At 59.9% G+C, this 12,284-nt stretch carries 13 protein-coding genes; 6 read left to right on the top strand and 7 right to left on the bottom strand.

Features of this window, described 5'->3' with window-relative positions:
* Positions 1-61: 61 nt before the first annotated feature.
* Positions 62-466 (top strand): DUF4383 domain-containing protein, encoded by a 405-nt coding sequence (locus ABIB48_RS06370; protein WP_354212471.1) that lies wholly within the window; start codon positions 62-64, stop codon positions 464-466.
* Between the two features lie 2 nt (positions 467-468).
* Positions 469-1,218: a hypothetical protein gene (locus ABIB48_RS06375; RefSeq protein ID WP_354212472.1), complete on the top strand. Its 750-nt coding sequence runs from the start codon at positions 469-471 to the stop codon at positions 1,216-1,218.
* A gap of 480 nt (positions 1,219-1,698) precedes the next feature.
* Here ABIB48_RS06375 and ABIB48_RS06380 read toward each other — a convergent pair whose 3' ends face one another.
* Entirely contained in the window at positions 1,699-3,315 is a 1,617-nt protein-coding gene (locus tag ABIB48_RS06380) for a monocarboxylic acid transporter (RefSeq protein WP_373366716.1), read from the bottom strand.
* Between the two features lie 39 nt (positions 3,316-3,354).
* Complete coding sequence (locus ABIB48_RS06385; protein WP_110104409.1) at positions 3,355-3,723, bottom strand: DUF485 domain-containing protein; 369 nt, start codon at positions 3,721-3,723, stop codon at positions 3,355-3,357.
* Positions 3,724-3,907: 184 nt separating this feature from the next.
* On the opposite strand from ABIB48_RS06385, the gene ABIB48_RS06390 reads away from it, so the two are divergent.
* Positions 3,908-5,125: a sensor histidine kinase gene (locus ABIB48_RS06390; protein ID WP_373366715.1), complete on the top strand. Its 1,218-nt coding sequence runs from the start codon at positions 3,908-3,910 to the stop codon at positions 5,123-5,125.
* Between the two features lie 47 nt (positions 5,126-5,172).
* Here the strand turns inward: ABIB48_RS06390 and ABIB48_RS06395 are convergent, their stop codons facing one another.
* The gene (locus ABIB48_RS06395) at positions 5,173-5,811 is read right to left on the bottom strand and encodes a maleylpyruvate isomerase family mycothiol-dependent enzyme (protein WP_315914744.1); all 639 of its coding nucleotides are present in this window, start codon (positions 5,809-5,811) and stop codon (positions 5,173-5,175) included.
* Between the two features lie 250 nt (positions 5,812-6,061).
* Between ABIB48_RS06395 and ABIB48_RS06400 the strand changes: the two genes are divergently transcribed.
* Genes ABIB48_RS06400 through ABIB48_RS06410 form a run of 3 tightly spaced genes read left to right on the top strand, consistent with a single transcriptional unit; the run spans position 6,062 to position 8,672 of the window.
* Positions 6,062-6,787, top strand: coding sequence for a LytR/AlgR family response regulator transcription factor (locus tag ABIB48_RS06400; RefSeq protein WP_110104411.1), 726 nt, complete (start codon positions 6,062-6,064; stop codon positions 6,785-6,787).
* A gap of 41 nt (positions 6,788-6,828) precedes the next feature.
* Complete coding sequence (locus tag ABIB48_RS06405; RefSeq protein WP_179442384.1) at positions 6,829-7,176, top strand: DUF485 domain-containing protein; 348 nt, start codon at positions 6,829-6,831, stop codon at positions 7,174-7,176.
* Complete coding sequence (locus ABIB48_RS06410) at positions 7,173-8,672, top strand: sodium/solute symporter (RefSeq protein WP_354212473.1); 1,500 nt, start codon at positions 7,173-7,175, stop codon at positions 8,670-8,672. Before ABIB48_RS06405 ends, ABIB48_RS06410 begins: the two co-directional genes overlap by 4 nt.
* Before the next feature lie 62 nt (positions 8,673-8,734).
* Here ABIB48_RS06410 and ABIB48_RS06415 read toward each other — a convergent pair whose 3' ends face one another.
* From ABIB48_RS06415 to pyrH, 4 genes are all read right to left on the bottom strand, one after another.
* Entirely contained in the window at positions 8,735-9,334 is a 600-nt protein-coding gene (locus ABIB48_RS06415) for a DivIVA domain-containing protein (RefSeq protein ID WP_373366676.1), read from the bottom strand.
* Between the two features lie 64 nt (positions 9,335-9,398).
* Positions 9,399-10,289: a phosphatidate cytidylyltransferase gene (locus tag ABIB48_RS06420; protein WP_315914831.1), complete on the bottom strand. Its 891-nt coding sequence runs from the start codon at positions 10,287-10,289 to the stop codon at positions 9,399-9,401.
* Positions 10,290-10,759: 470 nt separating this feature from the next.
* Positions 10,760-11,317, bottom strand: coding sequence for a ribosome recycling factor (frr, locus tag ABIB48_RS06425; protein ID WP_110104415.1), 558 nt, complete (start codon positions 11,315-11,317; stop codon positions 10,760-10,762).
* 121 nt (positions 11,318-11,438) lie between these two features.
* Entirely contained in the window at positions 11,439-12,200 is a 762-nt protein-coding gene (gene pyrH / locus ABIB48_RS06430) for a UMP kinase (RefSeq protein ID WP_110104898.1), read from the bottom strand.
* Positions 12,201-12,284 lie beyond the last annotated feature (84 nt).

Raw genomic sequence — 12,284 nt, forward strand, 5'->3', positions numbered from 1 at the left:
ATCCTCTCAGGAAACGGCGTGCGCAACCTCTGCCCCGCCGTCAAGAAAAGGACAAATCATCATGCGCACTTCACCCAATAGATTGCTCGCCACAGTTTTCGGCGCCGTCTACCTTCTCGTTGGCATTGTAGGATTCTTCGTTACTAACGGCATTGGCTTCTTCGCCACCGAAGGCCGTAACTTGATCATCTTCGAGGTCAATCCCCTGCATAACGTCATTCACTTGGCCATCGGCGCAGCGCTATTAATTGCCGGTTTGTCCTCGGTCACGGCCGCTAAGACAGTTAACTCCACGGTGGGGTCCGTGTACTTGCTGGTAGGCATTGCCGGGTTGTTCCTTCCGGGCACGGCCCTGAACATCATTGCTCTCAACGGTGCCGATAACGTCCTGCATTTGGGCAGCGCCTTGGTCCTGTTGGCCGTCGGTTTCTCTCAGGACCGCTCTGCCGCAGTCCGCACGGCCTAATCATGGCAACGCTCCAGCACCGCCCCGCACCACCCCTCGGGATGGGCGGGCGCAGGTTCGCCATCAGCCAGGAGGCAATTGCCCCGGCACGGACTGATGTAAGCGCCCTGTCCGCTAGTTGCATCGCCGTAGCCATGCTGGGCATAGCCGCCTTGGCGGCGGCCGCCACCTCGAGCCTGCTGACACCCGCCACCGTTGCGGCTGGCGGTGCTGGCGCGGGCGGTGCTGGTGGCGGCTTTGCTGACATGGCGAGCTTCTTAGCGTGGCCTGCAGGGATAGTATCTGCCGCCTACTGCTTGGCTGCGCTGGTCTACGGCTTTGTTTCATTCCGACGCGGAACTCTTCAACGCCCTGAGGTAGCGGTCCGAGTCCTGGGGAGTACTGCGGGGCTACATATGGTTCTGCTGCTAGCTGGCTTGTGGCGCTTGCCGGAATCTGAACGAACCTTTGACGTGACCCTGGCTGCGCTGCTGACCTTGGAACTTGGCGTCATTGCTGCCCTCGGTTGGCGCCACAATGCCGCATTGCGCAAGGGAAGCTCAGCAAAGCCTGCAACCGCCCCTTCTGCAGCAGCAGTTCTTGGCACACTTTTTCTAGCATCGGTCATGGTTGCTGCAATCACCACGGTTGGTATGTCCGCATCCACCGCTGGTGAGCTTGCGGTACCGCATTCCGGGCACAGCGGCACCCACCAGGAATCAGTGGTACCGGACCAACTACAACGGCTCAAGGACCAGGGCCACCACCACTAAGCCCCACGGTAGGCGGTAGGCGGTACTCGGTACTCGGTACTCGGAACAGTAGGCGGTTCTCGGAACATCTAGCACCTACCCCACGCTCCTGACTTGTGCCTTGTGCCTTCTGCCCTGTGCCCTGTGCCCTGTGCCCCAGCTAACTTTATGTGTCAGCTGCCTTTACATGGCTCCATCTTGAGATGCCATCTAAGCCAAAGCTCAAGAAATCGCTCGGCTACGCCCGAACAATGGAGTGGCCATGCTGACTTAGCCGTTATGTGTAGCCATGCACGGAAGGTGCGATCCGCCGAAATCCACGGCAGATCGTCGTCGAACTTTAACCGCGGCCAACTGGGCAAGCCTTCACTGCGTATCCCATCACACCGAAACTTTCACTGCGCAAGCTTTCACTGCGCAAGCTTTCACTGCGCAACACAGCGCAGGCCCCGGGATACCTCCCGGGGCCTGCGCTGTGTTTGTCTTGTTCAGAGAAGGTGGCTAGTGATCAGCTGCCTTTTCGGCGCCAATGCCTGTCAGTGAGCGCACTTCCATCTCGGCCTGAATGCGCGGGTCCTCAGTGTTCTTATCCAAGACCGTGCCCAACCAGCCCAGGAAGAATGCCAGCGGGATGGAAACAATGCCGGGGTTAGCCAGCGGGAACCAAGAGAAATCGGCGCCCGGGATCATGGCCTTCGGGTTGCCGGAGACCACCGGTGAGAACGCGATCAAGAGGATGGCCGCCGCAAGGCCGCCGTACATGCTCCACAGCGCACCCTGGGTGGTGAACTTCTTCCAGAACAGCGAATACACAATCGTGGGCAGGTTTGCGGACGCTGCAATGGCGAAGGCCAGAGCCACCAGGAAGGCGATGTTCTGCCCGTTAGCCAGGATGCCGCCACCAATGGCGACCAGGCCAATCACAATGACAGTGCGCCGGGCAACCTTGACTTCCATTTCCGGCTTGGGCTCGCCCTTGACAATGACGTTGGAGTAAATGTCGTGGGCAAAGGATGCGGCTGCCGTGATGGTCAGGCCTGCAACAACAGCCAGGATCGTGGCGAAGGCAACGGCGGAAATGAAGCCGAGCAGCAGGGGCCCGCCCACCACAAAGGCCAGCAGCGGAGCCGCCGCGTTGACGCCGCCCGGGGCCGCCAGGATGGCTTCCTTGCCGATCAGTGCACCTGCACCGTAGCCAAGAACCAGGGTGAAGACGTAGAACGCGCCAATGAGCCAGATGGCCCAAACCACGGACTTGCGGGCTTCCTTGGCGGTGGGAACTGTGTAGAAGCGCATGAGCACGTGGGGCAGGGCCGCGGTACCCAAGACCAAGGCCAGGGCCAGGGAGACAAAGTCAAGCGGGGCCTTGCCGTACTGGGCGCCCGGATTCAGCAACGCCTCGCCCACACCGCCTTCGTTGATAGAGGTCTGGACTGCGGCGTCCATGAGGGTAGAGAGATTGAAACCGTGCATGGCCAAAACGATGATGGTCATGATGGCCGCGCCAATGATCAGCAGGAACGCCTTGATGATCTGCACCCATGTGGTGCCTTTCATGCCGCCGATTAATACGTAGACGATCATGAGCACGCCCACCACGGCGATCACAATGTTCTGGCCGGCCTTGTTGGTGTTGTCCAAGCCAAGCAGCAGCGAGACTAGTCCGCCGGCGCCAGCCATCTGGGCCAGCAGGTAGAAGAAGCAAACCACCAAGGTGGTGGTGGCGGCGGCAATGCGAATGGGGCGCTGCTTGAGCCGGAAGGAGAGGACATCGGCCATGGTGAACTTGCCGGTATTGCGCAGCAGTTCCGCTACAAGCAGCAGGGCTACAAGCCAGGCCACCAAGAAACCGATGGAGTACAGGAAGCCGTCGTAGCCGTTGACGGCAATGGCACCGGTGATGCCCAGGAAGGATGCGGCGGAGAGATAGTCACCGGCAATCGCGGTACCGTTCTGGCCGCCGGAGAAGGAGCGGCCCGCCGCGTAGTAGTCGGCAGCGGTTTTGTTGTTGCGGCTGGCGCGGAACACCACAATCATGGTGACGGCCACGAAGCCAATGAAGATCAAAATGTTGATCCAAGAATTTTCCTTGGTTTGTTCACTGAGCGACTTCGCCAGCGGTGCAACGTTTAACAGAGCGGAGGATAGGCTCACGGGCTAGACCTCTTCCTTGGACTTGGCGTCTGAATCAATCTGCTTTTCCAGGCGCTGGCGAATGGCCGCTGCCTGGGGGTCAAGTTTGCGGTTGGCGTACATGACGTACCACGTGGTGATGCCGAAGGTGCTGACGAACTGCAGCATCCCGAAGATCAAACCAACATTGATGTTGCCCCACACCTTGATGGACATGAAGTCATGGGCGTAAGCGGCCAACAGGACGTAGGCGAAGTACCAGACCAGAAAGCCAATGGCTACCGGGAAAACAAAGTTCCTGTGTGATTTGCGCAAACTCTTGAACTCTTCCGAGTTCTGTTCCGCAATAAAGTCCACTGGACCTTCAGCACGTGCGTGGGCAGAATTACCCATGATTCCTCCTCAAGTGATGTGATCTCTTTCACTATGAAGTGTTTTTGCTCACGCCCTGGGGTGTATTGGGTGTTGTCGCGGTGAACGGTCTCAGACGTGCGCCGAACGGTAGTTTTCCTTTCAGCTGTCCCGCCTCACGCCACCGCCCGGGCCGGTTACTCTTGGGAGCATGTCTTCTCCTGTTCTGAGCGACTCCACGCTCCTGCTGGTCATCGCCATTGCAGCCGTGGTGGCCGCCGTCGCCGTTGTTGCTTTAGTAGGGTTCCGGCTCTCGCGTTCTTACCGCGAATTGGGCACCGACGCCGAACATGCAACGTTCGCGGCCCTGCACTCAGCGGCAGCCGCCGGTGAACAACTGCGTGACGGGCTGGAACCGGCCGGCGCCCTCAAAGCGAGCAAACAGTTGCGCGCATTGCTCAACTGTGCAGCCTTTGCCATGACCGACGGCGCCCGCCTCTTGGCGTGGGATGGGACAGGCACCACAGCGCGCGAACCTACCTCCGAGGTGGTCATGGCCTTGGCAGCAAAGGCACTGAGCAACGGCCGCACCCAGGTGGCCACGCTGGATAAGACCTTGCGCGAATCGCTGGGGCTACCCCCGGACGGTGAACTCAAAGCTGCCGTGATCTGCCCACTCAAAGTAGATTCACGGGCTGTAGGAACCGTGATCATCTTGTCCAAGTCACCCAGTGCGGGGCTTGTCCGGGCCACCAACGAGGTTGCTGCGTGGGTGTCCGCCCAGTTGGAGCTGGCTGAGCTTACTTCCTCCCGCACGCTCCTGGCAGAGGCGGAAGTGCGTGCCCTGCGCGCCCAAATCAGCCCGCATTTCATTTACAACTCGCTCAATGCCATTGCTTCCTTCATCAATACTGATCCGCAGCGGGCCCGGGATCTGGTGGTGGAATTCGCCGATTTCACTCGCTACTCGTTCCGCCGGCACGGTGATTTCACCACGCTTGCCGAGGAACTGCGCTGCATTGACCGCTACCTGCTGCTGGAGAACGCCCGCTTCGGGGACAGGCTTCAGGTCAGCTTGCAGATTGCCCCGGAGGTCCTGAGTACCGTCATTCCCTTCCTGAGCCTGCAACCACTCGTGGAGAATGCTGTCCGGCACGGTATCGAGGCCAAGGTGGGCAAAGGCCTGGTGCAGATCGGAGCCCGTGATTTAGGCGCCTACACGGAAGTCACCATTGAGGACGACGGCGTGGGGATGGATCCGGAGCAACTGCGCCTTGTGTTGGCAGGCCAGCAGGACGGCACCCATGTAGGGTTGCGCAACGTCGATACCCGGCTGCGGCAGGTCTACGGGGACGACCACGGCCTCACCATTGACACAGGGGTGGGCCACGGGATGCTGATCACCATGACGGTGCCCAAGAACCAGCCCGGACACGACGCCTAAAAAATCGACTCCGCACCGTTTATTTGACGCTACCAAACTCGCTGGGTTTAGAGCGTTGCTGCGAATGTTTCCGCCCCTGCACCGCTGAATTCGGTGACGGCCACCGGACGGCCGGAAACTGCCAGCAAAAGTGCCATGGCACTAGCTCGAACCTCGGCGCCGGCACCATGGCTGAACACGGTATCCGTAGCCATCATGTGCCACCCCTTGGCCAGTTCCTTCCCACCGCCCATCTTCACTGAGGTCTTCAGCTGATATGCCAAGGCCGTGGCAACGTTCTCAGCCGGGTAGTCCCGGTCAATCCCCAACGGGCCGCGGATGTCCTCCCCATGCACGAACGCCTCCACTAGGCGGGTGGCTAAAGGTGCCGGTGGAGAAGAGGTGCGCAAACGCACAGCACGGAACTCGGCGAGCGTCTCCTGCGGGTCTTGGGCCTTCTCCCTCGCTACGCCAACAGCATTGGCGCGGTCAAAATCAAAGCGAGCAGCCAGCATGTCCCGCATGAAGCTCAGACGGGTGGTTTTTGCCGTGTCCACGAGATGGGCCAGCACATCATGGACATTCCACCCCGGGCAGGTGGAGGCACTAAGCCATGAGGTGGAGGCCAATGGCTCCAGATCCGCAATCAGTGCTTGGCGCTCATCATGGACTAAACGCCACAACGCCACATCAGCTTCCTTCATCATCCCGCCATCAAAGCAAGCACCCGCAGCACATGTCAACACTTCAACACGGCTCAGCGCCCTACCGCGGTTAGCGCCTCTCCGCCTCCCCACCCCTCGCTTCGCTCGGGCGGGGCCCCTTCCGCGGTTAGCGCCTCTCCGCCTCCCCACCCCTCGCTTCGCTCGGGCGGGGCCCCTCGGCGGTTAGCGCCTCTCCGCCTCCCCACCCCTCGCTTCGCTCGGGCGGGGCCCCTCGGCGGTTAGGCTTAGCCCCATGATCAATGTGCTTGTTGCTGACGACGAGTTGCCTGCTATCGAGGAATTGGCGTTTCTGTTGGGCCGGGACCCCCGTGTCGGCACCATCCACCAAGCCATGGGCGGGGCCGAAGCCCTCGATCTCTTGGCGGCACATGAGGTGGATGCCGTGTTCTTGGACATCCACATGCCAGGGCTGTCCGGGCTGGAACTAGCCGAGCTCATTGGCCAGCGCCCCAACCCGCCGGTCGTCGTGTTTGTGACGGCCGATGACGACCGTGCCCTCGAAGCCTTTGAGCTCGCCGCCATTGACTACCTGCTTAAGCCACTACGCACGGAACGCTTGACCCGGACGGTGGACAGGGTTGTGGAACTTGTGGCACACCCGGCCGCCGTCGACGAAGTAGAAATGATCACAGTAGACCAAGGCGGGATCAGCCGGATAATCCGCTTGGACGAGGTCAAGTTCGTGCAGGCGCAGGGCGACTACGCCCGGCTGCACACAGCCGAGGCCAGCTATTTGATCCGTGTCCCACTGGCAGATCTGGAACAACGCTGGGCCGAGGCCGGATTCTTACGTATTCACCGCTCCTACCTGGTATGCATGCAATTTGTCACTGCTTTGCGGCTCAGCACCGCAAAACCCACCGTGTCAGTGGGCAGTGCAGTTCTTCCTGTCAGTCGCAGGCACGTTCCCGTCCTCCGCGACCATTTGCAGGCCACCCGCGTGCGGCCCGCTCCGTGAGCCTTGGCCCCGGCCGCCCCCCAGCGCCCGGCAGGGTCCGGGTGTCAGCCCCGCGCACCCAAGCCCCCCATCTTCCCGCCACAACCTCAGTTTCACAAGAGGTTGCCGAACAATCGGCCGTGGGCGAGATCATGGTGCAGTCACTGATCCGTTCGCAATTGCGCCTTGCCTTAGTGGTGACCGCAGGATTCATGGCGTCCCTGCTTTTCTGCTGGGTGCTGGTGAGTTGGGTGCCATTCTTTTCACAGTGGCGCATTATGGGTATCCCCGCACCGTGGCTTCTCCTTGGAGTGGGCGCCTACCCCATCATCGGTGTCTGCGCCTGGCTCTATGTTCGTGCGGCCACCAAAAATGAGGCCCAGTACCGGGACCTTGTGGAGGAGAAATGAATCCGAGCATTGGCTACACGGCCCTTATTCTTGTCTCCGTCACAACAGCCCTTATTGGCTTTTACGGGCTGCGAGTCTCCCGGACAACCAGTGATTTCTACGTAGCTTCCCGCACAGTGCGCCCCTGGTGGAACGCCTCCGCGATTGGCGGAGAATATCTCTCCGCCGCCAGTTTTCTAGGCATCGCCGGACTCATCGTCATTTCCGGAATCGATGCCCTGTGGTTCCCCATCGGTTACACCGCCGGATACCTCATGCTGTTGTTCTTTGTGGCCGCTCCCCTGCGCCGCTCAGGGGCTTACACCATTCCGGATTTCGCCGAGGCCAGACTCGAGTCCACAACAGCCCGCTATGTCACAAGTGTTCTGGTGGTCATAGTCGGCTGGTTTTACATTGTGCCGCAATTACATGGGGCAGCGCTGACCATACGCACTACCACGGGGCTGCCTTCATGGGTTGGGGCCGGCGTCGTAGTAGTGGTTGTGGTTCTGACAGTGGTCACGGGCGGCATGCGCTCAATAACCTTTGTGCAGGCCTTTCAATACTGGCTTAAGCTCACTGCCCTAGCCGTTCCCGCCATCTTCATCCTCCTGATGCTGGCAGGCGAGGGCCCCGGAACCGTCCTGCAGACCGGCACGGAACTGTTCCCCCCAGCCGCTCCCATCACGGGCGATTCAAGCTACCGCACCTTTTCCTTGCTCATCGCCTTGCTCTTTGGCACCCTCGGACTGCCTCACGTCCTAGTCCGTTTCTATACCAACCCCAACGGCGCTGCTGCCCGGCGCACCACCTTGATCGTTTTGGGACTCCTCACTATTTTTTATCTCTTCCCCACTATCTACGGGGTGCTGGGACGGGCGTTTCTGCCAATGCCAGGAGCCGGGGAGTCCCCTGACGCCACGGTGCTACTGATCCCGGGCACACTCGTAGGAGGCGTGGCCGGTGACATGCTGTCCGCGTTGGTGGTAGCTGGCGCCTTTGCCGCATTCCTATCAACTACCTCAGGTTTAGTGGTCTCCCTGGCCGGCGTCATTAGCCAGGATCTCCTGGGGGGAAGCGTCAGGGGATTCCGACTCGCAGCCGTGCTTGCCGCCGTCGTCCCGTTAGGTTTTGCCATGATGACAGACTCACTGGCGTTGGCGGGAAGTGTGGGACTTGTGTTTGCATTCACTGCCTCCACCATTTGCCCACTGCTGCTGTTGGGTATCTGGTGGCGCGGGCTTACCGACGCCGGTGCCGTGGCCGGAATGCTCACCGGCGGGCTGCTGTGCGGTGCCGCAATACTTCTTGGCTCCGGGGTGGCGCACAATTCACCGTGGCGTGATGTGCTGACCCAGCCCGCCGCATGGACTGTCCCGGCAGCATTCCTGGTCACCATCTTGGTCTCCAAAGCCACAAAACACCGGCGCAGCGCCTCACTCTCCCGGTTCATGGCTAAGCTCCATGTGCCGGAACGGCCGCTGGCACAAGAAAACCCCCGCTCACAGGCCGGTTGACTCAGGCTGGTTGAGCGGGGGCTTCGGGAAGTGCTTGCTTGCTGGGTGTTACTGGCCGGACTTCATTTGCCGGGCACCGGGTCAATCGAGGCCATGAGCTCAACAACCCGGTCAAGGAAGGCGTCAACTTGGCTTTCTTCATAACCGTCGGTTCCCTTTGCCGGGGCGAACACCGCACGCCTGACTACATCTACGCTCAGCTCGCCGTTGTCTTCGATGTAGACCAGAAGTTCACGGCACAGCACGTCCACATCTTCAATGGTGTAGCTTTGCGCGTTGCGTCTTGCCGGGCGGCGGAAGCGTTCCCCGTCGGGGCGGTGCAGCCGTCCACGCAGTACCGACGCCGTCTTGCCGATCTTCATCATCCACGCTTTTTCACCCTCAGAGGCGATGAGCAGTTCCTTCTCACGCAACACAAACTCGTCTTCAATCCGATCCATGGCCGCATCCACCGCCAGGGCGCTGTACCCTCCGCGGGCCGGATCAAAAGAGGCCGTACGCACGTCATAGCTGGTGATTGCCTTGCCCTGCGTATCAGTGTTGAGGAAGTAGGCGCGGGCACGTTCCAAGAACACGTCTACTTGCTTGACGTTGTATCCAACTTCCTTGGGACCCACCAATTTGAACTTGGAGTTGGTCCGGTGTGTTTCTTCCACAGTCACAGTCATTCCTTGAACATTTCTCGTTAGAGGTGCAACATACGCTGCAAAGCACGGATTTCTAGAGTTAGAAACTGCCCAAAACAGTAAAGATCACATAAGCAACGGGAGCGGCAAACAAGATGGAGTCCAGCCTGTCCATGACCCCGCCGTGGCCGGGAAGGAGGTTACTCATGTCCTTCACACCGAGTTCTCGTTTCACCATTGACTCGGCGAAGTCTCCGCCAGTGCCGGCAAAGACCATACCCACGGCCAGGGCCAAACCAACCCACCAGTCTTGATCGAGCAAGAACACTGTTGCAGGAATAGCCACAAGGGTTGCTCCACCCAGAGATCCGGCAAAACCTTCCCAAGACTTTTTCGGACTGATCTTTGGTGCCATGGGATGTTTGCCAAACAACACCCCCACCAAGTAGCCGAACGTATCGTTTGCAACAACCAAAAGGAGCATGATGATCACTTGCACCACGCCGGCGTTCACGTGTCCAAGATCCAGTGTCAATGCGAGTGTGGGGCCGCTTTCCGCACGCAACATCAAGAAGACGAAACTGAGCAGGAACGGTATCCACATGAGGGTGAAAAGACCGGCCAGAATGCTCTTGACAGCTCCCGGCTCGGAATCCAGTGAGCGCCATAAAACGGTGGCACCGGCACTGGCAACAAGGGCGAAAAGGAGGCCCTCGGAACCAGCAAAGTAAGCAGCCGATGGCATGGCCAGGGCACCCACCATTACCGGGGTCAAGGGAGCTTTAATCCCTTTACCGGTGACGGCGCGCGTCACCTCCCAGACTCCGACGCAGGCGAACACGGTGGCCAGAGCTACGAAACCCACGGGGTAGAACAGTAAGGACCCCAGAACCAACCCCAGCAAAATGACACCCACAGTGATTGCTGCTGGCAAGTCACGGCCGGCTTTAGGGGTGCGCTGTGCTTTGGGTGTTGTAGCAACGTCAGGCATTGCTCCAATGGGGCCCTGTGGCACGGGGATCAGTGGGATACCTGTCACCGCCAGTGCCGAAACGGGTCCCGGAGCTATCAGGGAGGGTTCCATCTCCTCCGGAGCCACGGCCTCGGCATTGTTGGCCAGGGTGTCGTCGTTGCCACGCGCCGTCACGGCTGGCTCGCCTACCTGTCCCTGCGTCTGGGCGCTGGCCTGGGAGTCCCCGGCAGTTGCCGGCTCTTCCTGCTCTTGCGTCCCGGATTCAGTGGCAGTGTCCGTACTATCGGTTGCTCTCTCGGTGAGATTAGTTTTTGCTGCCGGACTGTTTTTGGGCACTATAACGGGAATCATGCCTGTCAGCTCAGCTTGGCGACGGGCTTTCCGTGAGGGGAATTGATACTCGGCTGGTGGTTGAGCCAACTTGAGCTCTGGATTTGACGCGGCCGGCTCCTGGTCGGAGCCGGCCGGCGTGCTCTGGGGGTCCTTCATTAGACCTCGAGAAGCTCGACTTCCTTGCGTTTGAGCAACTCATCGATATTGTCTGTGTGAGCCTTGGTGAGCGCGTCCAGTTCCTTTTCCGCGCGGTTTCCTTCGTCCTCACCGGCATCGCCATCCTTGACCAGCTTATCCAGCTGTTCCTTGGCCTTGCGGCGAATGTTGCGCACGGAGATCTTGGCGTCTTCACTCTTGGTGCGCACAATCTTGACGTATTCCTTGCGGCGTTCCTGCGTCAATTCCGGCATCATAATGCGGATAACATTGCCGTCGTTTGACGGGTTGGCGCCAACCTCGGAAGAACTCAGAGCGCGCTCAATGTCATGCATAGAGGTCTTGTCAAACGGTGTGATGAGCAGCGTACGGGCTTCCGGAACAGCGAATGCGGCCAACTGCTGCAACGGTGTGGGTGAACCATAGTAATCCACCATGACTTTGTGGAACATGGCGGGGTTGGCACGGCCGGTGCGAACCGCGGAGAAATCCTCCTTGGCTACCTCTACGGCCTTGTCCATCTTTTCCTCGGCCTCGAGCAAGGTATCTTCAATCACGCGTCTCTCCCTCAATAAGTGTGCACAACTTTTCCGCGGCACATGCCCACGGCAATCCTTCAACCATCCTACCGTGACCGGGGTCCAGCAGCGCCCAGCGGCCCAGCGGGTCCGGCAATATTTACGGGGTAACCATGGTGCCCAGTTCTTCGCCAAGGATGGCCCGGGCAACATTGCCTTCGCCCTCCATACCGAAAACCAGCATGCTCACGTTGTTGTCCCTGCACAGGCTGAACGCGGTCTGGTCCATGACGCGAATATCGCGGGCCATGGCTTCGTCGTAGCTGAGCGTGTCCAGCTTGATTGCCGTGGGGTCCTTCTTGGGGTCCGCGGTGTAGACGCCGTCAACACCGTTCTTGGCCATGAGTACCACGTCGGCGTGGACTTCTAGGGCACGCTGGGCGGCAACCGTGTCGGTGGAGAAGTACGGCAGGCCTGCGCCAGCACCAAAAATGACCACGCGGCTCTTCTCAAGGTGTCGGATGGCACGGCGGGGGATGTACGCTTCGGCAACTTGTCCCATGGTGATGGCGCTCTGGACGCGGGTGTCAACGCCTGCCTGCTCCAGGAAGTCCTGCAATGCCAGGCAGTTCATGACGGTTCCGAGCATGCCCATGTAGTCGGCACGCGAACGGTCCATGCCCGATGCGGAGAGCTCAGCGCCGCGGAAGAAGTTGCCGCCGCCAACAACAATAGCCACTTCCACCCTGTCTACCGTGCTGGCAATCTGCTGGGCTATGCCGCGGATGGTGTCCGGGTCAACACCTAATTTTCCTGCGCCAAAGACCTCGCCGGAGAGTTTCAACAACACACGACGGCGTTTGGCTGGCACTTCTGCGGGTGCTGCGCTGCTCTGCTCGGTCTGCGAAATATTCGTGGTCATGATGCCTTCCGTGGGTACAGGTACGTGGCTGCCCGTGTGCAGGGCTAGCCTGGTACCAATTGCCGGGGTGCCGTTGTTTGTGAT

Source organism: Arthrobacter sp. UYCu511, from assembly GCF_040547105.1.
Classification (GTDB): Bacteria; Actinomycetota; Actinomycetes; order Actinomycetales; family Micrococcaceae; genus Specibacter; species Specibacter psychrochitiniphilus.